Source organism: Tahibacter amnicola (assembly GCF_025398735.1).
GTDB classification, from domain to species: domain Bacteria; phylum Pseudomonadota; class Gammaproteobacteria; order Xanthomonadales; family Rhodanobacteraceae; genus Tahibacter; species Tahibacter amnicola.
The window spans coordinates 2,734,598-2,758,949 of sequence record NZ_CP104694.1; the positions used below are offsets into that span (position 1 = coordinate 2,734,598).

The window sequence follows — 24,352 nt, forward strand, 5'->3', positions numbered from 1 at the left end:
GGCGCCCGTTTCCTCGCCGTACGCCGAACTGCGGTGCTGAATCAGGCGATGTCCAGTTCCACCCACAGACCGCGCTTGTCCGGATCGACGGACACCCGCTGAATCGAACCGGAGGGTGTACGGAAGGGCGCCTTGCCGTTGAGCAGCCAGGCGTCGTCGGCGCGAACAACGCGTTTTCCTGCCCGCCGGTGCAATGCGTCGAGAATCTCGTTGAAGGGCATCGCCCCCCAGCGAACGCGCTCGGCGTCATCCTTGTTGGTGGGAATGAAGGCGGTGAGGTCCTTGTCGACCATCAGTTCCAGTCCCTTCTGCTTGAGCGTCGCGTTCTCGCTGCCGTGGTGGCCCACCTTGTACAGCACCGTGCGGGCGAGCAGGTCATGCGCGGTGACCGTCTTGCCGTCGACCTTCCAAGACACATTCTGCCAGCTCAGCCAATTGCCGACCTGGGCGTCGGCGGCAAACAGCATGACGCGGCCGCTGTCGATAAATTCGAACGCCAGAACGACACTGGAATTGTTGGTGCGGTTGTCCAGCTGGATGGCCAGGTCCGAGCTCACGCCGAGCCAGTCATTGTCGATGCGGCGGTAGGCTTCGTCCTTCGCCAGGTAGCTCGTGGTGAGGAGTTTCGACGCCTTGCGTTCCGCCGGATCGGTGTCGATCGCGCTGCCCTGGATCAGCCGGTCCAGATCCGAGCCGATATCGGCATCGAAGGGCGTTGCCAGATCCTGCGCGGCATAGCTGCTGGCGCCAAACGCGTTGATCAGTGCGTCGGCCTGCCGGCTCGACGCGCCAAGCCCATACATTTCACTCTTGCGCTCGCGCACCGCGATCAGCGATTCGTCGCGGGGCGGACCCAGCACATAGATGCGCAGGTTGGGCAGCCCCGGCAGGGTGATCGGCTTGTCCGCGGGTTCCACGTAGCGCACGTTTCCGTTGCCCAGCGCCACCAGCGCCTCGCGTGCGGCACGGGTTTTCTCCCCTTTCGCGCCGAAGTGAAAACCCAGCAGGCCATCGATGCCGGCGCGCATCATGGCCATGTGCCCGTCGTCGGCGACGCCGGCAAGACGTGCCTGGGCGCCTTGCAGGGCTGTCAGCGCGTTGCCCTTGAAGCGGTCGAAGGCGGCGGCCTGCGGGTCTTCCGGATCTTCCGTCCAGCCCAGCCACACTTCGCCCACGTCGAATTTCCCGAAGGCCTCGCGTGCGGTGTGAAAACCGGAAATGTGATCCCAGTGTTCGTGCGTGCCGACGATGACATCAATGCGCGGCTTCTTGCCGTTGCGGCGGTTGGCGCCGACGCAGGCTTCGATATCGGCGACGACTTCGTCGATCTTCCGGTTACCGTTCAGGATGGACGTATGGATACCGCAGTCGATCAGCATCCAGAACGGGCTTCCGTCGCTCTTCTCGAAACGCAGGAGATGCGCATCGCCGATTCCCTGGCAATAGAAGCGCACGGTTGCCAGGCCCGGCGCATTGGCGCGGTCGCGGTCGGGCATCGACGCTGTCTTCTTGGCGGCGCGTTTGGAGACGACTTCCCGGGCGGGCTTGCGCGCCGTCGTGCGCCTGCCTTTGACGGATGGCGCACGGTTCCTGGGGGACTTGCTAGCCATGATGGGCCTCCCGGTCGGCATGGATGAGTGCAAAGGGCTCCGCTACGGATTTGCGGCAGTCGCCGCCGAAATACAGGGCGCGCAGCGGCGAAAGATAGCTCGCTCCCATGGACTCCCGCTGGCGCTGCAGCCGATCTTCACTCGCGCAGTTCTTCAGCACGCTGTAGCGAATCTCGCGCACGTTGTCGCGTGGATCGATCACCAGCGTCGCTCCGCCGCGGAACCAGAAGAAGCCATTGGCGACGTCTTTTCCGTCAAAGGGAATGGGCCGTCGCTGCGTGATCACGGCGATGATTTCGGTTCGATGTGAGCCGTCGGGCGCGATACGGCGCGCGGGACGGATGTTGTGGACTTCGAACGTCGTGTTACACAGCTGGTAAGTGGATCCGTCGGCGACGGCGACCTCCTTGCCGAGTTCGTCGTAGCGTCGGATGCCTGGCATCAGGCCAAACTCGCGCAGGCGTTCGGCGTCTTCGGCAAAGATCTCGCTGAGTTTACGCGACACGTTCCCGCAGTTCTCGCGGTTGAGATTAAAAATCTCGTGGCGAGTCAGGACGCGGTTGAAGTTGATGTCGACCGCGTCAACCAGTCGATCGAGCCATACCGGCGTCGGATCGTGGAAGGTACCCCAGGACAAGGTCTCTTCCGACACGGTACGCACATCCGCTGGCAGAATGCCGCGCTTGCGGAACGATTCCATGATCGCCACGCGGTAGCCGTGGCGGTCCTCGACGACGAGATCGCGATCGGCGGTGATGATGGCGCGCAGATACTCGCCGAACGTGATATCGACCGGCGGGCAGTAATCCAGCGCACGGATGCACATCGTCAGGAAATACGAGGCCGTCTCGCAGGTTTCCGTCGTCAGCCGATTGACCAGGTCCGGATGCAGCGCGCCGGCCGCGAGCACGCCCGTGCCGTTGGTCGCAATGCGGATCAGGTCGGCGGTGCGGTATGACACCACGTTGAGGAAAGCGTCATAGACCGCATGCACCAGGATGGATCCGCGGGCGTGAGGTTCCTTGGTATCGGCATAGACCAGGTTGCTCACCTCGGCGCCGACGTAGTCGCGCAACGGGCCGTGCCGGTTGGCGCCTTCGCCGAACTGCTTGGCAATGCCGCTCAGCAGCTTCGCCGCCGTCAGGTTGCCGTGCGCATGGCCGATCTCGAAGCGGACGAGGTCGGTGATCATGAAGTGCTGGAACAGCGCAACGATATCGGCGAAGGCTTCGTGGAAGGCGATGACGTCGGGGTTGGAAGGTTCCTCAAAACGCCGGTGGAGGCCGTCGAGCAGTGCGTGCGTCATTTCGTGGGCGATGATGTCGCTGGAGAGGCACGTGAACACCATTGTGCCGGGGGCGGTCGCATCGACGCCGCTGGAACGCGACTGGAAGTAGCCGAACAGCAGTGCCTTTTTCTGGGGGCTGTAGTACGCATTCTCGTCGCGCAGTCCGTGTGGGTAGATCCGCAGGCGTCGCGTCTCGTTGTTGCCGGTGGGCGCCCATAGTGCGCTGCGTCCCAGCGCCCGTTCGAAATGGCCGATGGTCGTCATCGCCACGGCGTAGACCATCTGCTGGTGGAACTGCGGATTGCCTTCCGAGGGCGCCAGCCCGTCTTGGGCCAGCAGATAGGGATCGTTGAGATCGACCGGTTCGTACACTTTGCCGGAAGCGGGATCGACGTCGATGACTTCCAGGTACTCGCCGACCGGGCCTGGCTGCAGCGCTTCCATCCGGCTCCGGCGTTCGGTCAATGGACCGTCCTTCTCGTGGGTCGGCATGTCGTCCCACGGCACTGTCAAAACAGTTTCGTTGAGCTGGCGCGACTGGATCTGCTTGCCGAGGCTGGGGTCGAGTGCATACACGCGCAGACGCCGCCTGGGCGGTACCGCTGGCTTGGGACGACGAGCCAGTCCGCTGGACTTTGGCGCCGCTGCGGGGATCGACGGACGATTGCGGCCGACCAGTCTTTCCAGAAACGCCCGCAACAGACGGGATGGCTGGCCGTGGTCCAGCGCCGCTTCCAGGTAACGGCTGCACGCCGCGGCGGGAATCGTTTGAGGTGGGCGGTCCGGATCGTCAATGGCCTCGTCCACCTCGACCACCCGCTGGGCGATCTGGGTCAGTTCCAGCGCGAGCATTTCCTTCTGCGCGGTTGATACCGCGTCGAGACTCACGCCACCGCCGCCGAACAGCAGGTTGGCGACCGAAAACGATGCCTTCGCCGGTGGCCGCTTCGTCAACTGCGCGGCTGGCAGCGGCAGGATGTCGAGCGCGGCAAGCGCGTTGCAGACACCGTTGCCGATGGTCTTGCGTGTCCGCGCCAGGTCCATCTTCGCGGTCGACTTGCGGGCGCTGGCGAACAGGGCGTGGCGGGCGGCTTCGACGCGCATCCAGGGTTCCGGATACTTTTTTACCTCGTCCCAATGTTCGGCCAGCCACAGCGCCGCGGCCGCTGCGATCTGCGGCGTGGCGGCGGAGGTGCCCGCACCGTCCATGTCCACCAGGTTGGCACAGTCGATCTGTGCCCAGGGCACGTTGGGCGTATAGGCGCCCAGGGCCGTTTCCATTTTCTCGTCGGGCCCGAAGTTGCCCTGCATCGTGCGATTGGCCAGGCCCGTGTAGGCGCGACCATCGGCCATGACGCCGCAGGCCGCCAGCACGCGGTGCAGGCGTGCAGGAAATACGACGGTTCTGGGTGTCGGCGTGCCGGCAAAATTGTTGCCGGCGGCGGTAACCATCAGCAGGCCTGCGTCATAGGCGAGGTTGACCGCGTCCACCAGTGCGCGTGAGCTCACGCCGCCCATGCTCATCGACAACACGTGCGCGCCGTGGGTCCTGGCGTAGTCGATGCCTTGCACCATGGTGCCCAGGCGGAACCGGACCACCCAGTCTGCAATGCGGACGGGAAGGATGCGTGCCAGGGGCGCACCGCCGATGGCTGCGGCGAATGTTTTCCAGGGGTCGGACGGGTTCGCCATCTGCGCGCCGGCCAGCAGGCTCAGCGTGCCGGTGCCGTGGCCGCGATTGCGGATGAAACCCAGCCCGTCGGGGGTACGGTCAGTGGCGTCATTGGGCGGGTCGCCGGCCACGAAATTGCGCTGCAGGGCGTGCATCAGATTGACAGGCACCGTTGCATGCGCCTTGTCGAACCCGGTATCCAGGTGCGCGATGATGATCTGCGCCTGCTTGTCGCCCACGCGCGCCCGCGCCTGCGCCAGCGCGCTGAAGCCGTCCAGCAGATTCCACCCGACGCTGGGCCCCTTGGGGCGACCGCCTTCGGCGTTCTGATCGTCGAACGTGCATTGCGGCTTCGCCGCAGCGAGGGCGAGCGCTGATTCGTTGCCCGGCGAATCGCCATGGGGCCATTGCTGCTCGAGGTCCGGTTCGATCGCCTCGATCGGCCCCAGGCCGCCGGCCACACCGAGTCCCTGCTGTCGTTCCAGCAAGGCATGGGCGTTATCCCAGGGGTTGTCACTGGCAGGCTCCGCCGTCACGCGCAGCCAGGTGGCCGACCCTTTCTTCGCCAGCCCGAATGCCGCGTCTGCCGGTCTTGCCGGCACTTCCAGGATGGGTTCGGCACGAATGCCAGGCGTCGCCGAGAGCGATTGCGCCCCGGCCCCGTTCTTGCCGCCGCGCACCTTTACCAGGACTTCATGGACCTTTGCCATGCGACACCCCCGCGATGTCCGAGCTGCTGGGGAGGAAGTGTCGTCGTGGCGATCTTCATCTCACTCAGGGAAGGTTGGGTGAGCGGACAAGTTGGATGTCTGCCGTCCCCATAACCCGGCCAAACGGTGGTCCGGCGGCATTTTGCCGCCCCTTTACGCCAGGGGGCTCAACGGAACGGCGGGTGGGCGCCGATCAGACAGACCGGTTGGTCGGTTCCGGCTCGTCGCCGGGCCGGACCAGCCGCGGGCGTGCCACATAATCCATTTGTGACGCGCGTGTCTTGACGCTGCCATGTATCAGCGACTGCTCCGGAACGAACCGTGGGCGTGCGCGATGCAGGTACCAGCGCCGCTTGCCGCCGCCACGGCCGTCCGGGCGCCACCGCGGTATCGGCAACCATTCGAGCAGGTACCACCAGGGGCGCTGCCGCAGCTCGTCGTGCGCTGTTGCCGCGGCGTTGGCGGCGGTGATGCTGGCCATGTCGGTCTGCTCGGATGCGTCGTCGCCGGTGAGCATGCGGGCCGAAAGCTTCGGCCGGAACTCCAGCCCGGCCTGTTGCGCGTGATCGCGCATCCACGCCAGGGGAATGCGCGAAAGGCCGGATTCTGCCTCGGGGTACCCGCCGCCCACGTCCGCGTGGGCGCCGGCAAACCAGACCTGCCGCACATCGGTGCGGCGTTCCGCCGTCGGCGCGCCAGGTTCGCTGTTCCACAGGTTCTGCACGAACATCACGCGGTGTTCGTCCAGCGCCAGTGCGTGGCGGACCGTTTCAACCCGGTCGTTGGTAAAGGTGTAGTCGAAAATCTGCGGGCGCCAGGGTGTGCCGACAGCGCTCACCGTATCGAACAAGCCCAGGAAACGGACTTTTGGAACAAAGCGGCTGAATGCATTACGGAATTCTTTTGCGGCGTCATCATTGCCGCGCTGGGCGTAGGTGCGCCAGGCGAAGTCGACCATCTCCTCCTGCCCCCGGTGCAACAGGCCTACCTTCCGGATCATGCCGATCAGCACGCGCAACGCATAGGCCCCGCGGCTGAAGCCGAACCCGTAGATCAGGTCATCCTCGCGATACTCGGCCATGAGGTAGCGGTACGCGGAGCAGACGTGCCGCTTCATCAGATAGCCCGTGGTGGCGTCCAGGAACATCAGCCACCGGCGGTCCCAGCGCGTATCCGGCGACTCGGGTTCGACGGTGCCGACACCCGGCTGGTAGTACACGACCTGGTTTTCATCGCGCGCCAGCATCCGGTTCAGTCGCTGGATATTGGTCATGCCTTCGCCGGGTGCATTGCTGGTTCCGTCGATGCAGATGACGAGGCGGCGTGAGGGCATGGGTGGTTCCTCCGGGTGCGCAAACATGGCGACCGGCGACGAACCAGGCCGATCACCGTTGAGGTGTCGGGCAGGCAGGTGACCTCCCATGCCGTGCGCAAACCCGCGGAAGTGCCTGGCGTCCAGGCCCGCGCACCCGCGTGGAGCGAAACGGGCACTATCTCCCGCATGCCCTCTCGCCACTGGTTCTGCGTTGACACGTACCACCGCGAATGCCGCACGCCGCGGCGATAGTCCGGTAGCCCAGGCGCCGGGCGGCTTTGGGCGCAACGGTGATCACGGTAGACTTCGTACGAATGGACTCCCGAATCTGCGTACTCCTCCTGGCGTTCGCCGCCGCCGTGGCATCGCCGGGCGAGGCGCTGTCCGGCACATTTCCGCATTGCGACGAACCTGTCGCGCCGTTGGCACCGCCGGACCCGACAATCTGCCTGTCACGCAACGAAGTGGCTTCGCCGGTAGCAGCGACCGGCCAGGCCCTGCAGGGTTTGTTCGCGCGGACCGAGGAACACGTCGCCGCCGGCCGCTTCGACGCGGCTTCCGATGCGCTGGCCTGCGCGGATGCAATCGCCGGTGCAGCACCGGCGTTTCGCTACGAGGTGGTCCGTCGCTTCGGCATCCTGGAGTTCCGGCGCGAGCGGATTCCCCAGGCATTGCGGCACTTCCACTGTGCGGCGGAAATGGCGGCAGCCAGTGGCGATCCGGTCGCACAGGCGCGCGACCTGAAGAATGTGGGTGCCGCGCTGCGACGCCTGGGCGACTTCCAGGGCGCTCTCCAGGCGCTGACAACCAGCCTCACGATGCAGCGCGCAGCCGGCGCTGTCTCGGGCGCCGTGCTGAACAACCTGGCCGATGTCTACCGTGACCTCGACGAGCCCCGGCCGGCTTTGCAGTACTACCGCGAAGCGCTGAAGTGGTACCAGGACAACGGCGAGAAGACCGAAGCGGCGCACGTTCTCGAATCGATGGCCGAAGCGTCGCTGGACGCCGCTGATGCCGCGCAGGCCGATGCCTGGCTGCAGGAGGCGCTGGCGACCTACCGCGCCGAGAAGAACCGGGTCTATGAACTTCGCGTACACGATGGGCTGGCGCGGGCGGCGCTGGCGCAGGGGGATCTCGCCCGGGCGCGGCACTGGAGCGCCTCAGCGCTGGCGATTGCCGCCGACGGTGCGCTGCCGCTGCCACCGGCGTTGCAGCGACAGATCGCCCGGACCGAGCGGTTGTCCGGCCGGCCGGACGCGGCGATCGCGCAGCTGCGGTCGGCCCTGGGCAGCGCGGTCGATGACGATCCGGAACGTGTGCCGCTGTGGGAGGAACTCGCTGCTGCCCAGACGGATGCGGGCGAGCACGCCGCCGCCAACGACAGTCTGCGCCGCGCCAATGGTGAAGCGCGGGAAGTGTCGCGTGCGCAGCACCACCGCCAGCTGGACTGGTTGCGCATCCGCTTCGAAACAGCTGAGCGCGACCGGACCATCGCTGCGCTGGAAAGCGAAAACCGGGCGCGCACGCTGCAGTTGTGGGGGCTTGTGGTGTCCGGTCTCGCCGCGATACTGGGATTGTGGTTGCTGTTCGAACGGCGACGGCAGCGGCATCGACTCGAAGCCGAGGCCCGTCGCGTGCGTCTTGAAGAGGAACTGGCGCGCTACCGTCGCGAAGCCGATGCTTTGGCGGAAGACCGCAATCTGCTCAAGTCCCTGCTCGACAGCCGGGATGATGCCGCCTGCCTGCTCGATGCGGAGGGGCAGATCCTGGTCTGCAACCGCGCGGCGTGCCGTCTCATCGGTGTCGACGCCGACCAGCTGACGGGGCAGTCCATGACAGCCTATCTGGACGCCGGCGATGGCGCTGCGTCGGAGACTGTCTTCGAACGCATGGAAGACAGCACCACGCAGACCCTGGAATTGGCGACCCGTGACGGCGCGCGCGTTGCCGCGCGCATCACGCAATGGCCGGGGGGCGGCGGGCGGCTGGTGATGGAGCTCGCGCCGCGCAGCGACGTGGCGGCTGCTGCGGAAGTTACGCCGCTCGACACTGGGGAATCGGATGGCGACGACATGCGCCAGGCGTTCCGTGTCGCCCTGGTGGATCTGATGCTCGCGGCCATCGAGGCCTGGGAGAGCGCTACCGCCAGCAACCGGATCGAGCTGGCGGAGAAAAGCCGCATCTGGCGCGTGAACATCGACGACGGGCGCCTGCGCGCCCGTGCGATGGAACGGTATCTGAGCGTGGCCAAGCTTCCACAGAACCCGCGTTGGCGCGACGTCCTGCGTACCGCCTACTACGTGCTGGGCCAATGCGCCGGCATGACCGCCGAATCGCGGGCCCGGCTCCAGGGACGGGTCGATGTGGTGCTCGGGTTCACCCGTCGTGACGCGATGGTGTAGGGCTCAGGGCGTGACACAGACGGCGCAGACCCCGGCCAGGCCCTGGTCGATGCTGTATCCCAGATGGTGGCCCGAGGTGCGGTAGCTCTTGGGCGCCGCAATGATCGGCACAGGCGTGTCTGCCAGGCCTGGAACATCCAGCTTGCTGCAATAGTCGTCGATCGCCAGCGACACCTGCGTCCACGCGTCCGGCGGCTTGGCCAGGTCCACGATGCCGCACTTGTCGATCAAGTGGCGCAGTCCCGCGCCGTCAAACTGAAATTCGTCCACGACCAGTGGCGATGCGGCCGGCTGCGTGCACCAGTCCTTGGGAACGGTTTCGTGTGCGCTGGCCGAGGTTGCGCCGGACAGCGCGGCGACGGCAGCACAGAGCACAAAGAGTCGACGCATCGGAGGAATCTCCAGGGGAAGAAGGGGGGCAAGCCTATTCGCGTCCCACTGTCCGGGTCCACCGGGATCCCGGGTAGAAGTCGGGAATAATTGATGTAACCGGCTTGATCTGAAAAGGAATCGAGCACGGTTCGCGCGACACGACGCGCCGCGTTGCGCGGCGTGTCAGACCGCCCGTGCGGCCGATTGCCCGGCTCGTTCCCGCCCTGGCCCGGCTTCGTCCTCGTCGCCGCAGTGGCCGCCGACTAGCGTGATCGGCAGGCGGTGACTCCCACGCCGCCCGGCTCTTACCCCCGTCGCACAGGACGTTCTGTGCGACGGCACCGTCCGCCGCCGAGCCCGGCCCATTTTGGAGACAGCAATGTTCACAGCTTTCGGTATGCGCAAATCCTTCCTCGCCATGGCGCTTGCCCTGGCGCTTCCGCAACTGGCCGTCGCCGACGATTCCGAAGGCGAGACGCCACCGGAAGAGCAGGAAGCGGCGCTCAAGACGGAGGTTCCCAAGGGTGCACTGGCCTTCCTGCACTACCTGGAGGATCTCGATGCCCGCTACCCGGATGCCGGCCTGGTCGACTTCAAGACATTCTTCGCCATCGAAGGCGAGACCTTTGCGCTGCGCTTCTGCGGAGCGGTGGGTATTGATGGTCCCTGCGTGCCGGCCGAGGACGAGGAGGGCAACGACATCTATGTGCCGGTGCAGGGCAGGACGGCGCGCACGTCCGGATCGCTCGATGGCGACGACGACCTGGGTGGTGGCACGGGCGCCGGCGACTGGTTTGACTGGGCGCGCGGGCACACCGTCAATGTTGGCGTGATCCCGGAAACCAGGGCCTGCCCGACTCATGCGAAGCTCGTCAGCATCCATCACGACGATGAAGACCGCCGCAACAACAACTCGCACAGCGGCTGGATCGGCGCTACCCGCGCCAACGACAACACCACCTGGCGCTTCTGCAAACTGGACGAGCTGGACTCGCTCTCGTTCCGTCCGCTACCGACAGCCGGTGACGACAACGACTACTCCGTGCTCAACATGGGCGCGCTGTGCCCCTCGGGCGGGCGTCGCGTGATGCGCATGGAAGAAGGCGAGGTGTGGCGCAGCCACGCCGACACTCACGGCGGCGTCGCGCCGAGCTTCCGTGCCTACAACCTCCAGTTCACCTTCTACTGCCACTTCGACGGCGCCAGGAAGGCGTCGCTGGGCCCGATGAACCAGTTCCCTGTGCTGGGCTTCCCGTACGGTGTGTATGCGCCCAAGACCCTGCCGACCACCTATGCGCTGGAGCGCGGACGCGTGTACCAGGACGACGAAGACTACGCCAACATCAACTTCTGGATGTTCGGCAGTCCCGACCTGGTGATGTCTGGCACGACCAACACCGTTCGCCGTCTGGCGAAGGTGCGCTGAGCCCGACGTTCCGTCAGGGCTAATCCGGGGCGGCGTCATGCCGCCCCATTTATCGCATCAGGTCACTCCAATCCGCTACGCCGGATGTAGTCGTTGCCGGGCGCAGCGGCCGGTGCGAGGCAATGGCCCGGTGTTTCAGTCTGCGTTGCTGGCGCTTGCGCTCTGCTCGCAACGGACCGCTTTCGCATAGGGATCGTTGAAGCACTGCTCCAGCTTTGACAGCGCATCGAGTAGTCCCCGGTTGGCTTTGACCGCGGGAACGTTCGGTTCTGCCTGGATGGCGGACGCGAGCTGGACCTTCTGTCTGGCGAATTCGGCTTTGTCTGCCTGCCAGTACGCGATAGTTGCCAATGCGAATTCGTTCCAGCGATAGCCGAACGTGAGGACGTCGTCCGCGGGGCGCAGGCCATGGGCCTTGCCGATCTTTGCGGCTTCGGCGTTCTCGCCACCGAATGCCAGTGATTGCGCCTGATGCCAGTACAACAGGCGGTCCGGTTCTTTCTGCAGTGCAATATAGCGCCGGATGAGTTCACCAGCTTCCCGATAACAGCCGGCATCAGACAGCGCGCGCCAGCCGTTGCCCGGAGTCTGGTCGAATGCCTTGTAGGGCAAGGCAAGGTCAGATTTCGCCCGTTCTTCGAGCTGCTCTGCGCAGGAGGTTGCCGACGCGGGGTTGACCCAGAGCAAGGCGGCCAGCAGGCCCGTGGCCAGAAACAGGTGATTCTTCATGCGTGCATGTCCCTCAGCCAGGAGTTGGCGACGCATAGAAGAGGGCAGACGTGAATAGTTCCGTAGCGGTGGCGCGACGCGCCTACCACCAGCGCAGGGTCTTACCGCGTCCCGCACTGTTGCAGTGCGGGACGCGGCACGGTCTTCAATTCGCCTGGAAGCCGTTGGCGAAGATGCGGTCGGCCACCGTTACGGTGTGAGCCACGGAGGTCGAGGCGGTCTCGTAGTTGGCGTCACCGCCGTAGGCTACGGCGAGGTTGTCGCTGCCTTCCGCCGTCATCACCAGGTTGCAGGACGTCGCCGGCAGCGTGATCGTGCAGCTGGTCGTGCTGCGCGGTGCGCTGACGGTTACGACGCCGGTGGCGGCCGCGGCGCCAGCGGGTGTCGACAAAGCGATCGTGACCATGACACTGGTACCGGTCACCGACGGGCTGGGCGAGTGCGACACGACCGAAAGACCTGGCGTGGCCTTGTCCACCACATGCTGGAAACCCAGGCTGGTCGCTGTGTTGTAGCTGGCATCGCCACCGTAGCTGGCCGTCAGCGTCTTGGTACCGGCTGTCGTGGAGTTCAGGGAACAGCTGCCCGAACCGTTGGACAAGGTGACCTGGCATTGCGCGCTGCCGTCGGAGACGGTGACCGTCCCGCTGGGCGTCGCGGCCGCACCATTGGCCGTGACGCTTACGCTGTAGGGCTCACCGACGAGCGTGCTGTCGGGCGTGGACGACTGGATGACCACGATCGGATTCGCCTTGCTCACCGTGTGCGTTTCCGTGTCGCTGCTGGTGGCGAAATTGGCGTCGCCGCCATAGTTCGCGGTCAGTGTCTTGGTGCCGGTCGTGGTCGAGGTGAGATCGCAACTGCCGCTGCCGCTGCTCAAGGTGGCGTTACACGTGGTGCTGCCATCGCCGATCGTGACCGTACCGGTTGGCGTGCCGGCCGAACTGCTCACGGAAACACTGACCGTATAGGCCTGCCCGACGGCCGAGGGGTTCGGCGTATGCGTGCCGATGGTCGTGGTGGTCGACGCCTTGTTCACGGTGTGCGTTTCGGTGTCGCCGCTGGTGGTGAAATTCGCATCGCCGCCGTAGTTCGCGGTCAACGTCTTGGTGCCCGCGGTCGTGGAGGTGAGGCTGCAGCTGCCTGATCCGCTGGAGAGCGTCGCGTTGCAGCTGACGCTGCCGTCGCCGATCGTGACCGAACCAGTCGGCGTGCCGCCCGTGCTGCTGACGCTGATGTTCACCGTATACGCCTGGCCGACGACCGACGGGCTGGGGTTGTGCGTGCCGATGGTCGTGGTGGTCGACGCCTTGTTCACCGCATGCGTCTCGGTGTCGCTGCTGGTAGTGAAGTTCGCATCGCCGCCGTAGTTCGCGGTCAATGTCTTGGTACCCGCGGTCGTGGAGGTGAGGCTGCAGCTGCCTGATCCGCTGGAGAGCGTCGCGTTGCAGCTGGCGCTGCCGTCACCGATCGTCACGGTGCCAGTCGGCGTGCCACCCGTGCTGCTGACGCTGACGTTCACCGTATACGCCTGGCCGACTGTCGACGGGTCGGGCGTATGCGTGCCGATGGTCGTGGTGGTCGACGCCTTGTTCACCGTATGCGTCTCGGTGTCGCTGCTGGTAGTGAAGTTCGCATCGCCGCCGTAGTTCGCGGTCAATGTCTTGGTGCCCGCGGTCGTGGAGGTGAGGCTGCAGCTGCCTGATCCGCTGGAGAGCGTCGCGTTGCAGCTGGCGCTGCCGTCACCGATCGTCACGGTGCCAGTCGGCGTGCCGCCCGTGCTGCTGACGCTGATGTTCACCGTATACGCCTGGCCGACTGTCGACGGGTCGGGCGTATGGGTACCGATCGTCGTCGTGGTCGATGCCTTGTTCACCGTGTGCGTTTCCGTGTCACTGCTGGTGGCGAAGGTCGTGTCGCCGCCGTAGCTGGCTGTCAACGTTCTGCTGCCGGCGGTGGTCGAGGTAAGGCTGCAGCTGCCGTTTCCGGCAGACAGGGTTGCATTGCAGCTGGCGCTGCCGTCACCGATCGTGACCGTACCCGTCGGCGTTCCGCCGGTGCCGGTGACGCTGACATTGACGGTGTAGGCCTGGCCCACGGTCGACGGGTGCGGATTGTGCGTGCCGATGGTCGTCGTCGAGGCGACCTTGTTCACCGTGTGGGTTTCCGTGTCGCTGCTGGTGTTGAAATTGGCGTCCCCGCCATAGTCGGCCGTCAGCGTCTTCGTGCCGGACGTCGTCGACGTCAGGCTGCAGCTGCCCGCGCCACTGCCGAGCGTGGCGTTGCAGCTGACGCTGCCGTCGCTGATGGTGACCGTGCCGGTCGGCGTGCCGGCCGTGCTGGTCACGCTCACGTTCACCGTGTAAGCCTGCCCGACCGTCGACGGATGCGGATTGTGCGTTCCGATCGTCGTCGTCGTGGCCGCCTTGTTTACCGTGTGCGATTCGGTATCGCTGCTGCTGTTGAAGTTGCTGTCTCCACCGTAATTGGCCGTCAGCGTCTTGGTGCCGGCCGTGGTCGAGGTCAGGCTGCAGCTGCCGGCGCCGCTGGAGAGCGTCGCATTGCAGCTCGTCGCGCCGTCGCCGATGGTGACGGTACCGGTCGGCGTGCCGCCCGAGCCGGTCACGCTGACGTTCACGGTGTAGGACTGGCCCACCGTGGAGGGATGCGGATTGTGTGTGCCGATCGTCGTCGTCGACGCCGTCTTGCCCACCGTGTGGGATTCGGTATCCGATGCGCTGGTGAAAAGCGTGTCGCCGCTGTAGGTGGCCGTGAGCGTCTTGGTGCCGGCAGTGGTCGACGTCAGGTTGCAGCTGCCGCTGCCGCTGGAGAGGGTGATGTTGCAGCTGGCGCTACCATCGCTGACTGACACGGTGCCGCCGGGCGTACCGCCTGTACCTGCTACCGTGACGTTCACGGCGTAGGCCTGTCCTACCGCCGAGGGATCCGGCGAATGGGACGTAATGGTGACGGTCGGCGTGCGTTGCGTGACCGTGTGCGTCACGGTAGCGCTGGTGCTGCTGTCAAAACCTTCAAAACCCAGATAGTTCGCGGTCAGCGTCCTGGTGCCCGGCGTCGGCGCACTCATCGAACAACTGCCGCTGCCGCTGGACAAGGTACCGGTACACGTGTTCGTTCCGTCGCTCACCTCGACGGTGCCGGTCGGCGTGGTGGTTGGCGAGGCGGTGTTCCGCGTGACGGTAAAGCTGACCGTATAGTTCGTGCCGAATGGTTGGTTGTCCGGCGTGTGGCCCGTGATCGCCGTGCTCGTGTTCTGCGACTCGCTGAAGTACCAGGCGGCCGTTGGCGAGAAGGTCAGTGCGGCCGAGGTGACGCGCGCATGGTTGCTGGTGAAGATCGTGCCGCCGGTGGAACACGCGGCGAACGAAGTGCCTGCGTTGAATTCCGCCGTGATATCGCAGGATTCGGCGACCCCGATGTAGTTGAGCTGCATCGTGTAGTCGTCACTGGTGCCGGCGGTCATGTCGATACCCGACGCGGCGAGCTTGAAGGTGGCCATGTCTTCGGCCGTCAGGCGGCGCTGCGCCTCGTCCGTGTACTGGCCCTGCTGCATCGACGATTCGGTATTGGTGTAGCCGAGTGCTGCAAGGACGCTGCGGTCCGCGTTGGCCGGGAACAGGTGCCCGGCGGGCAGGTTGGCCACCGTGCGGGTATAGGTGGTCTGATCAATGATCGCCGGATAGGAAAGGGGATCGTTGACGCCGGTGCGGAACCAGTACAGGTTGACGTCGTCTCCGCGCACGTCATCGCGTGAGCCGTGCAGCGTGTCGGTGCCCGCACCCTGGTCAAAGACCGCATTCGTGCCCTTACCGGACTTGGTGCCGTTGGCCGCCGGATCCGACAGCGCCGATTCCGTCGCATGATTCGGATGCGCAAGGCCCACGCAGTGCCCCAATTCGTGCAGCAGCACCGATTCCAGGTCCACCTGGCTGCTGCCGATATCGTTATTGGCGTTGAGGCCCAGGTTGTTGGTCGAAACCCGCTGGGCGTTCCAGGTGCGGATCGCCTTCTGGACCGTGTTTCCAAATTGCGCGGCGGTTGCGCCGGAGGGCAGGACGGTGGTCTTGATGCACACGCTCAGGGTGCGCTGGCCGCCCGCACCGGTGTAACCAGTCGGATGTGTGATGAGATTGGGAGAGGACTCGCTGGCGAAGATATAGGGCCCTGCCTGTGCGGCAGCGGCGAACAGCGGCGAGACCAGCAGCGCGCCCAGGCGCAGGAACCGGCGGTTCATCGGGCCACCTCCGCAACCTTGGCCTTGCCATCATGCGCGGCGACGGCGCGCATCTGCTCGACGAAGCGGACCAGTCCGGTGTACTGGGAAATTTCCTTGTAGCGGTGCGCGCTCTGCTGCAGCGCGTACCACTCGATGACCTGGGCCTTGCCGCCCTGGTTGATCAGAATCCGGGTCACGTCCCCGTCGGAGACTTCAAAGAGAGCCGGCTGGTCGACCCGCAGCCCGCTGCGCAACATCTGTTCGTGGTTAGCAACGGCAGTTTCGAGCGCGGCCGTGTCCAGATCGGCCAATCGGTGTTCGACCACGGTCTGGGCGAGCGCGTCGAATTCCTTGGTTCCGAGCTGGCGCTGGTAGATGCCTGCGCGGACGTCGAAGCTGCCATAGCGAATCGTCGCGCATCCGTCCGGACTCACGTCGACGGTTTCAGCCGCCTCGCTGCCGGCATATTCCGAAGCGATGATTTCCAGGGTCAGCCAGGGTTTGGCGTCGCCGGCACAGGTCGCGTGCGCAGCAGGAACGAGCAGCAGCAAGGCCGCGGTCAGAACGAAACGCATTGAATTTCCCCCTTGTCGAAACGTGGACCCTGGCGGGTCCCCTGTTCCTGGCGACCCATCCTGGCGCCAGAAAATGCCGCGTACAGCAAGAAACGCACCAGCGGGGCAGTCCTGTAGCCCGCGTCCGCGGCCGGATACTAGGGACCAATTGTGCAGATACGGTGTAGGTGTTCTGGATGACCGGGCCGTTCCGACGCCTTGCGTCTGCGGTGCGGCGGCAGTATTCCGCCGGCCTGGCGGGGAAATCTCTGACCAGGATCGGAACACCCTCGTGGGAATTTCCTGCGGACCGGATGGCAAGCACGGTACCGAGGTTGTCGCGTTGGATCCTGTGGCGGCGATGCGCGAGCCGGTACGGTGTGCTCACCGGCGCCGTCGCGCCATCGCAGCGCGGAAGGTGGATCTGCCATGAGCCCCGATTTCGTTCCAGATGATCAGTTTCTCACTTTAGGCGGGAACCGGATTCGCTACTGGAGCGCCGGTGAACAGGGCACGTCAGTCGTACTGGTGCATGCATTGGGCGCATCGATCGAGTACTGGGGACGTGTGATAGGCCCGCTGGCAACGCATCACCGGGTGTTTGCCCTGGACCTCCTGGGATTTGGACAGAGTGACAAACCCGAGGTGGCGTACGCGGAGCCGCTCCTGGCCGGGGTCGTCCGTGAATTCGTGGATGCGTTGCGACTGCAGCGGTTCGCACTGGTCGGCAATTCCATGGGGGGCGCCGTCGCGCAACGAGTGACGCGCGACATTCGGGATCGCGTCTCGCGGTTGATCCTGGTGTGCGCGGGCGGTCTTGGCTATGGCATCAGCCGGCGCGTCTGCGCACTGAGCCTTCCACTGCTGGGTGAATGGGTTTCGCGGCCACGCAAGGCGTTCGTCGACCGTCTTGTGAAAGGATGTGTCGCCCAGCAGGACGCGGTGGCGCCCTCGCTGCTCGATGCTGCGCTACGCTATTTCCAGAGTCCCGGCGCACACCAGGCGTTTCTCCGGACCTTGCGAAATGGTATTGGTTTCCGCGGTCAGCGGGCCGCCATCGTGGATGCGCACCGTGCGGCCTTTCCGGCCCTGCCACCCACGCTGGTGATGTGGGGCGATTGCGATCCGCTCATTCCCTTCGACTATGCCGATGCCATCGGGAACATTCCGCACCGGCAGGTGCACCGTTTCGCCGATTGTGGTCACTATCCCCAGCTGGAGCATCCCGGTGAGTTCTGTCGCGTGACGCTGAACTTCCTGCGCGAACAGCAGGATGCCGCCCTCGACGGATATCAGCCGCTCACTGCCGCCAGGTAGCGTTCGAACGATGCTTCTACGGCCGCGTCTGCGCCGCCCCGGATATTGCGTCCCCAGGAAAAGCCGAACACATCCTCGAATGCCAGGCCGGCAATGCGCGCACGCATGGCCCGAACGTCGCCCGGCTTCATGGGAATGAAATTGGGATAGCTGTACATGAAGCTGACGTGCCGCCGGTCGGAAACCACCTGCAGCGCATCACCGGGAAACAGTGCGCCACCAGCGCGCGGCCCGCGTCGCCAGTGCAGCGCCGTGCTACCTGGAAAATGGCCGCCGCAGCGGATTAGCGTAACATCGTCGGAGAGCGCCAGCGCATCGCCTTCCCAGAATTCAATCTGCTGCGTGGGGCGCCGGACCCATTCCCGGTCGGCGGCGTGAAGCAGGATGGGAACGCCACCCAGCGCCTCGCTCCATTCCACCATGGACGAATAGAAGTGCGGGTGTGAAATCACGATCCGGTCGACGCCGCCGCGCTCGTTCAAGGCGGCAACTGCCTCTGCCGTCACCAGGCTCACGCATTCCCACAAGAGGTTGCCGGCGTCGGTTGGCAGCAGCAGTGCCCGCTGGGGGATGGCGAAATCGGGCGAAACTGCGATACCAAACAATCCGTCATCCTCCTCCAGACGCAGCGAACAGCGCTCCGTCAGCGCTTCGTGGGTGGTCCAGCGCTGTCCATTCCAGCCGACGTACTGGCGTTCGTCGTTACAGATGACGCAACACGCGGGGGGCGCGGGCGTTGGCGCGTATTGCGTACCGCAGGTCTCGCACAGGAAGCAAGGCATTGTTGATGACGACGTCGCGCCCGCCGTGGGGCAGTGCAGCCACTGTACGCGGGGCGACTGGTGTGTGATGCACCAGAAGGTGCGAATCCCGGGGATCCAGTCCGCGGCGTGAGCGGCGCGGGGTCTTCCGTACGAAAAGCGCCTTTCGCCGCGCCCGTTCTCGCAAATACCACGGCTGCTTAACTCACGAGGGCGCATGGTGTGCTGACGCGGTGCGGGATCGGTGAGTCAGGTGCCGGTCGCGGTGCTGGCGGCAACGGAGAAAACACCATGAACAGTTTCACGCTCACCATCGTGGACGACCCGGCCAATACCACTGTGTACAAGGGCCCGGGATTTGCCGCCGCCGTTCGCGCCGAAAAAGTCATCCGTTGCCTGCGCCAGGAATTCCCAGGCTTCCAGTTCGATACGACGCGTGATGACGCGCTGACCTGGCTGGCCGCCTCGGTGGAGGTGGTGGGCCCTGTCGCCTTCGGTCAATTCCTGGTATTTCTGCGGGCATCGTTGCTGCGCTCGGGAACCCGGTTGAGGCCGGATCAGGAAACCGTGGCCCACCAGTGCCGCGTCGTCGATACGGAAGCCTACCGCGTGGCTTAGCGTTCAGGCTGGCACCCTGTGGTGTTCGCCGCGAACGGGAATAACACGCGCTTAACGGTCCTGGGCGCACCGTAGGCCGATTCGGGCGTGCTCCACGTCCCGGCCGGCCTCAGTGCGGATAGCGCTCTGAGCGAATTTCCCGCCATGACGAGCGTACGTTCTGCGCAATTCTCTACTCATCGGTAGATTGTCCGGCCCCGGGCGGCGTCACCTGCCTTCCTGCCGGATCAGATCGGCGCCGCCGGGCACAGCGCGGCTCGCCCGATCCGCGCGCTTCCTGGCCGCGGTGCCAGGAGCGCGGCCTTCAGCCCCGGACGAATGGAGAGTGTCATGACCTACGACATCGGCGTGGGGCGATGCGTGTCGATCGATGCCGACAGCATCGTTGCCTTGATCGACAGCGCCGTGCTGCAGAAGCTGCTGCCCGGGCAACCCTGGCAGCGGTTCGGTACCAGCCGGCTGATCGTCTCCCCGGGTGCATGCAGTCGGACGCGGCCGCCGGTGGTTGCCCAGGAACTCTGGATCGATCGCGCGGCCGTAGCCACGCAGACGGCGGCCTCCGTGGATATCGACGGCAACGGCGTCCTGGTGACGGTGAACCTGGGCACGCTTCTGGAAAACCTGGATCCGCTGCGCACTCACGAAGAGAAACCTCGCAAGCGGGTGTGGGAACATCGCGGCATATAGTCGCCGCGTTGCAGGAACGATGTGTGGATACGCATCGGGTGTGCAAATGTGAATTGGCGCGGCCCTCACGCGACGGTCACGGGCCGCAGCGCACACTGAAACCCTGACAGGGTGGGGCGACTGGTCGTCCCGGTAGACTCCAGCATGCATCCCGGTCGTCGTGAGCCGCTACTCTATCCGTAGCGCCGTATCGCGTTCACTCGACCAACCATGCCCAACAGACCGTCGGTCGCTGGACCCTTCGCGTTCCGGCGGACGCGTCGTTTCACCCTGGTTGCACGAACCAGCCGTCACTGGGACGTCCGCCGTGCACCAGGACTTGGGAGATCAGCTCATGGCACCGCAACACCACGATCCGCGCGAATCGGAAGGCGAGCCCGGCATGGGCCAGCACGACCAGGGCATGGACAATACGACGGACCGGGGCAAGGAAGGCCCCGGCAAGGACGACGACTCGCATCCCACGCCCGGCAACGAGCCGGTTGAGGAGCCAGGGAAGGCGGACAACGCCGATTGACGGTAGACGCCGGCCGCGCGAGCTGTTGCCAGCGTGGAGCATTCGTGATCGCAGGCGCTCAGGCGCCCGCGATCCTGCGCGGTGATGTCCGGAAAACGTCCTGCGGATCTGCGTGATCCGTTCCTTCGTTTTTCGGGTTCGTGGTCCGGTTCCCATTTCCCATGGCGGCCTATCGCGCCCGTCGTCGTCTCCCTGCCGAAACGGGGAGGACGATGCATGCCATTTCTACGTCACAGTGTTGCGGCTTTCGTATGGGTGCAGTGCACCGGCGCGCTGGCGGGAACGATCCAGGGCATCGGTACGGCTGGTCCGGACGTCATCAGCATCGTCGTCGAGGCGCCGGTTGCCGAGGCGCCGCCGACACAGTCCGTTGCGCAATGGAAGGTCAACGGCACCAGCCCGGTGGCGGTGGGACGCAACAGCTACGTGTGGGACCAGGCCGCCACGAGCAGCGCGATGACGATGCGGCATCACCTGTACCTGCGTCTGGCCGCCCCGCTGGTGGAGAACGCGGACTACGCGGTGACGACGCCCTACGGTAACCGCGCGTGGCGATTCCGCGCTGCAGAGGTGGTTTCCGAGGCCATCAAGGTAAATCAGGTCGGCTACGCCGCATTCGGCTCGCCGTACGCGGTTTACGCCAGTCACCTGGGCGATCTTCCGACCAATGCACTGAGCCAACCACCGCACTACCGCGTGCGGCGCGTTTCCGACAACAGTGTCGTTGTCGAGGGGACGGGCATGTATCGGGGTTTCGACAACGACGGTCCGGTGGCTGGCGGGGAACATGTCTACCATCTCGCGCTGGGCGCGGTTCCCGAAGGCGGTCCCTATTTCGTGGTGGTCGATGGTGTAGGTCGCTCTCCGCCGTTCGGAATGGGGGCGTCTGCCAGCCGCGAGATTGCCTATGTCGTCACACGCGGGCTCTATCACCAGCGTTGTGGCATGGCATTGGCGACGCCCTACACGGTGTTCACGCGCGGGCTCGACCACACCCAGGTGCAAGTCACCGACGCCGAACCGCCGGGCTTCATTACGATGACCGGTCCGATGCGATCGGTTGCCGGTGGATACCACGACGCCGGTGACTTCGACCGGCGTCAGGCGCATACCTTGATACCGGCCTGGCTGTTGACGCTATTTGATGCGTATCCCTCGCGCTTTGGCGATGGCCAGTTCAATTTGCCGGAGTCCGGTAATGGCGTTCCCGACTGGCTGGATGAAGCGCTGTGGGGTGTACGCCAGTGGGAGGCGCTGCAGGAGGCGGACGGTGGCGTGCGCGCCGGTACCGAGACGACGCAGCATCCCACCTACGGCGCAGTGGATGCCGCGACCGACACACTTGTCTACCGCACCTACCGCCGGGATGGCCACGCCACGGCCAGCGCAGCGGGAATGTTCGCGCAAGCTGCGCGTCTGGTGGCACCGTTTGACGCCGCGCGCGCGCAGCAGCTGCAGTCGCGCGCGCTATCCGCGTGGAACTGGCTGCAGAGTGCCAATGCACCGTCCGCGCATACCGCGCAACGCATGTACGCTGCGCTGCAGCTCTATTTGCTCACGGGCCAACCCACCTACCACGATGCCTTTCGCGCGGCAGTCACGCAGCTGTCGACGGCGGGCTGGCCGCAGCAGTACCACATGGCCTTCTTCAACTTGAACACCATTGTCGACGGCATGGTGTTTTCACCCTATTTCGCGCCGTATCTGTGGACCCAGCGCCCCACCGATGCGGCGACGCGGCAGGTATTGATGCAATGGCTGCGCAGCAGCGCCGACGGGTACCTCAATGCGGATCCCGATCAGCCCTATGGCGTCGGTGCGACGACCAGCGTTGCCTGGGGTGGACTCACGGGACAGGGGCGCTATGCCGATCCGATGATCTACCTCTACCGCGTCACAGGGGAGGGGCGCTATCGCGACGCGGTCGCCCGTCTTGCGAACTATCCACTGGGGCTCAATCCGCTGGGAAAGTCGTATATCACGGGCCTTGGCAGCAATCCGCCGGTGACGCCGCTGCACCTGGATTCCTGGTTCACGCGCCAGCGCGGGCTTGGCGTCGTTCCTGGCATCACGGTGTATGGTCCGGTGCCCAACCCCAGTTCGATCAGCTACCAGCAGCAGGTCTGGAGCCAGGCGTGGCCCGCCTGGAGCAGCCGCCCGCCGGCGCGGCGCTACAGCGAGGGTTGGTCGTTTGTTGCCGCGAACGAGTTCACCACCTGGGAAACCATGGCGCCCAATGCAGTGATGTATGCGTTTCTGCTTCCGGATTTCGATCGAATTTTCGCGGATGGATTCGCGCCGGTGGCGCAGCTGCCGGTACGTTGACGACGATGAAGTGCTCGTGCCTTCTCATCCACGGATGAGAGGAATCCGGACAATGGAACAGTTCATCCATTGTCCGGCGGCACGCCGACAATGCCGCGTCCGCCGGGCAATTCCTCTATATTCGCGGAAGCCCGGCCATGGCCACGATCACGATCAACGGGGTCAGCATTGACCCTCAGAGGGACTCGGAAGAGATGGCGCTGGCCGGTCTGGACAGCAGTGATGCGTCCACGTCGGATTACATCCTGGTGCAGTCGTCGCAACCGCTGCTGCCTGACCAGCGCGAGTTGCTCCGGCAGGCCGGGGCAGAAGTGCTGGCCCGGGAACAAACTGACCCACCCGGTTCTGGCGCCACGTATCTGTGCCGGTTTCCGGGACAGGATCTGGAAGCGGTTCGACGTCTGCCCTTTGTCGCCGCAGCGCTGCTGTATCCGAGGCAGGTAAAAGTGGCTCCGGAATTGTTGACGCCGGAAGGGACGCTGCGATTCGCAACCTTCGAAGCGGGCTTGTCGCCGCAGACGACGATGGCGCAGGAACCACGCGACGTGTCCATCATTCTGCATCCGGGGCGGTCGGTCCGCGAAGTGGCAGCGGACATCGCGCGTGCCGCGCGGCTGGACTCGGAAGGCATCAACATCGAAGACGAGCACATCGTTGTGCGCGTGCTCCCGCAGCATCTGGCGGATATCGCCAATGTGGACGCCGTGCACCATATCGAGGAATACACGCAGCCGAAATTCTTCGGCGCCATTGCGCTCAATATCATCGAGGCGGACCGGGTTCACACGGCCGTCAACCTGGACGGCAACGGCGAAATCGTCGCCGTCTGCGATACCGGGTTTGACCAGGGCTCGACGGTGAACCCGCATCCGGCGTTCGCCGGGCGCGTACTGTCCCTGTATGCGTTGGGACGAGCAACACCGGACGATCCCGACGGCCACGGTACGCACGTATCGGGTTCCGTTCTGGGCGACGGCAGCTCGGTCTCCATGGGCGGTCCGATTCGCGGTGCTGCGCCGGGCGCGCAGCTGGTGCTTCAGTCAGTGCTCAATGGCGCAGGCGGTCTGTCGCTTCCATCGAACCTCGGCTCCCTGTTCGCCCAGCCTTACAACAACGACGGCGCGCGAATCCACACCAATTCCTGGGGCAGTGCTGCGGCAGGTCGCTACACCGCGCGTTCCAGCCAGGTTGACGACTTTGTGTGGAGTCATCGCGACTGCCTGGTCTGTTTCGCCGCCGGCAACGAAGGTGTCGATGGCAATGCCAACGGCATCATCGACGCCGGTTCCATTGGCTCGCCGGCGACGGCCAAGAACTGTCTTTCCGTTGGTGCCAGTGAAAGCGCACGACCGGGCATCTCCAAGCCATGGGGCGGGCCGTGGGCCAGCCGCTATCCCGCGCAACCCATTGCCAGCGATCTATGGGCGGACAATCACAGCGGCATGGCCGCATTCAGCAGCCGCGGGCCGACGCGTGACGGCCGTATCAAGCCGGACGTCGTAGCGCCTGGCACCGCGATACTGTCCGCGCGCTCCCGCAATGCGTTGGTCGGCTCATTCTGGGGGGCATCTTCCGATCCAGATTACTGTTTCATGGGCGGTACCAGCATGGCGACGCCCTTGGTCGCCGGCAGCGCCGCGGTGGTACGGCAGTTCCTGCGCCAGCAGAATCGTGGAACACCGAGTGCTGCGTTGCTCAAGGCGATGCTGATCAACGGCGCAACGGATATGGCGGGCCAGTACGTACCGTCCGAGGCGGGGGTCTTGCCAAACAACGCCGAAGGGTTTGGTCGTATCAACCTCGCGCGCTCCG

15 protein-coding genes and 1 pseudogene are annotated in these 24,352 nt (G+C 65.2%); 8 read left to right on the top strand and 8 right to left on the bottom strand.

What is annotated here, in order from left to right:
- Positions 1-41 precede the first annotated feature (41 nt).
- From N4264_RS11575 to N4264_RS11585, 3 genes are all read right to left on the bottom strand, one after another.
- Positions 42-1,610, bottom strand: a complete 1,569-nt coding sequence (locus tag N4264_RS11575) for an MBL fold metallo-hydrolase (RefSeq protein WP_261697193.1) — start codon at positions 1,608-1,610, stop codon at positions 42-44.
- Positions 1,603-5,280, bottom strand: coding sequence for a S8 family serine peptidase (locus N4264_RS11580; RefSeq protein ID WP_261697194.1), 3,678 nt, complete (start codon positions 5,278-5,280; stop codon positions 1,603-1,605). Before N4264_RS11580 ends, N4264_RS11575 begins: the two co-directional genes overlap by 8 nt.
- A 193-nt stretch (positions 5,281-5,473) precedes the next feature.
- Entirely contained in the window at positions 5,474-6,613 is a 1,140-nt protein-coding gene (locus tag N4264_RS11585; protein WP_261697195.1) for a T6SS phospholipase effector Tle1-like catalytic domain-containing protein, read from the bottom strand.
- Positions 6,614-6,909: 296 nt separating this feature from the next.
- Here N4264_RS11585 and N4264_RS11590 point away from each other — a divergent pair, with 296 nt between their 5' ends.
- Positions 6,910-8,997, top strand: a complete 2,088-nt coding sequence (locus N4264_RS11590; protein ID WP_261697196.1) for a tetratricopeptide repeat protein — start codon at positions 6,910-6,912, stop codon at positions 8,995-8,997.
- Positions 8,998-9,000: 3 nt separating this feature from the next.
- Here N4264_RS11590 and N4264_RS11595 read toward each other — a convergent pair whose 3' ends face one another.
- Positions 9,001-9,387: a hypothetical protein gene (locus N4264_RS11595; protein ID WP_261697197.1), complete on the bottom strand. Its 387-nt coding sequence runs from the start codon at positions 9,385-9,387 to the stop codon at positions 9,001-9,003.
- A gap of 361 nt (positions 9,388-9,748) precedes the next feature.
- Here N4264_RS11595 and N4264_RS11600 point away from each other — a divergent pair, with 361 nt between their 5' ends.
- Positions 9,749-10,795: a hypothetical protein gene (locus N4264_RS11600; protein ID WP_261697198.1), complete on the top strand. Its 1,047-nt coding sequence runs from the start codon at positions 9,749-9,751 to the stop codon at positions 10,793-10,795.
- 135 nt (positions 10,796-10,930) lie between these two features.
- Here the strand turns inward: N4264_RS11600 and N4264_RS11605 are convergent, their stop codons facing one another.
- The 3 genes from N4264_RS11605 to N4264_RS11615 all read right to left on the bottom strand — a co-directional run bounded on the left by N4264_RS11605 (position 10,931) and on the right by N4264_RS11615 (position 16,336).
- Positions 10,931-11,524 carry a hypothetical protein gene (locus N4264_RS11605; protein ID WP_261697199.1) on the bottom strand — a complete coding sequence of 198 codons (594 nt, stop codon included), beginning with the start codon at positions 11,522-11,524 and terminating at the stop codon, positions 10,931-10,933.
- 145 nt (positions 11,525-11,669) lie between these two features.
- Positions 11,670-15,779: a beta strand repeat-containing protein gene (locus N4264_RS11610; protein ID WP_261697200.1), complete on the bottom strand. Its 4,110-nt coding sequence runs from the start codon at positions 15,777-15,779 to the stop codon at positions 11,670-11,672.
- Positions 15,776-16,336 (bottom strand): hypothetical protein, encoded by a 561-nt coding sequence (locus N4264_RS11615; RefSeq protein ID WP_261697201.1) that lies wholly within the window; start codon positions 16,334-16,336, stop codon positions 15,776-15,778. The genes N4264_RS11610 and N4264_RS11615 overlap by 4 nt, the downstream gene beginning before the upstream one ends.
- A gap of 408 nt (positions 16,337-16,744) precedes the next feature.
- Between N4264_RS11615 and N4264_RS11620 the strand changes: the two genes are divergently transcribed.
- The gene (locus tag N4264_RS11620; protein WP_261697202.1) at positions 16,745-17,632 is read left to right on the top strand and encodes an alpha/beta fold hydrolase; all 888 of its coding nucleotides are present in this window, start codon (positions 16,745-16,747) and stop codon (positions 17,630-17,632) included.
- On the opposite strand, the gene N4264_RS11625 is transcribed toward N4264_RS11620, so the two are convergent.
- On the bottom strand, positions 17,608-18,414 hold the full coding sequence (locus N4264_RS11625) for an MBL fold metallo-hydrolase (RefSeq protein WP_261697203.1): 807 nt from the start codon (positions 18,412-18,414) through the stop codon (positions 17,608-17,610). The genes N4264_RS11620 and N4264_RS11625 overlap by 25 nt on opposite strands.
- 270 nt (positions 18,415-18,684) lie before the next feature.
- Between N4264_RS11625 and N4264_RS11630 the strand changes: the two genes are divergently transcribed.
- From N4264_RS11630 to N4264_RS25805, 5 genes and pseudogenes are all read left to right on the top strand, one after another.
- Entirely contained in the window at positions 18,685-19,011 is a 327-nt protein-coding gene (locus N4264_RS11630) for a hypothetical protein (protein WP_261697204.1), read from the top strand.
- 330 nt (positions 19,012-19,341) lie between these two features.
- Positions 19,342-19,698, top strand: coding sequence for a hypothetical protein (locus tag N4264_RS11635; protein WP_261697205.1), 357 nt, complete (start codon positions 19,342-19,344; stop codon positions 19,696-19,698).
- Positions 19,699-20,032: 334 nt separating this feature from the next.
- Complete coding sequence (locus N4264_RS11640; RefSeq protein WP_261697206.1) at positions 20,033-20,215, top strand: hypothetical protein; 183 nt, start codon at positions 20,033-20,035, stop codon at positions 20,213-20,215.
- 216 nt (positions 20,216-20,431) lie between these two features.
- Entirely contained in the window at positions 20,432-22,540 is a 2,109-nt protein-coding gene (locus tag N4264_RS11645; RefSeq protein WP_261697207.1) for a glycoside hydrolase family 9 protein, read from the top strand.
- Positions 22,541-23,355: 815 nt separating this feature from the next.
- A pseudogene (locus N4264_RS25805) lies at positions 23,356-24,288 on the top strand (S8 family serine peptidase); the annotation flags it as partial.
- Between the last annotated feature and the right edge of the window lie 64 nt (positions 24,289-24,352).